The sequence below is a fragment of the Photobacterium sp. R1 genome (assembly GCF_054600795.1).
Genome location: NZ_BAAHZP010000813.1, coordinates 1 through 248, shown reverse-complemented (window position 1 = coordinate 248; position 248 = coordinate 1). Strand labels below are relative to the sequence as shown.

Annotated in this window: 1 protein-coding gene; it reads left to right on the top strand. The window is 46.0% G+C overall.

The features are described 5' to 3' along the window. The coding region (locus ACYP03_RS27320; RefSeq protein WP_459782847.1) for a UDP binding domain-containing protein at positions 1-248 on the top strand (248 nt) is incomplete at both ends.

Sequence of the window (248 nt, the reverse complement as noted above, 5' to 3'; positions counted from 1 at the left end):
CGCAAAGACTTTATTGCTGAATCCATTTTGCGCAAGAAACCCAGAGTAGTAGGTGTGTACCGCCTGATCATGAAAAGCGGCTCAGACAATTTCCGGGCATCCTCCATTCAGGGCATTATGAAGCGCATCAAAGCCAAAGGTGTGGATGTCGTCGTCTATGAACCTGTGCTGAAAGAGGATACATTCTTTCATTCCACAGTGATTCGCGATTTAGCGGAGTTCAAGGCAATGTCTGATGTGATTGTTTC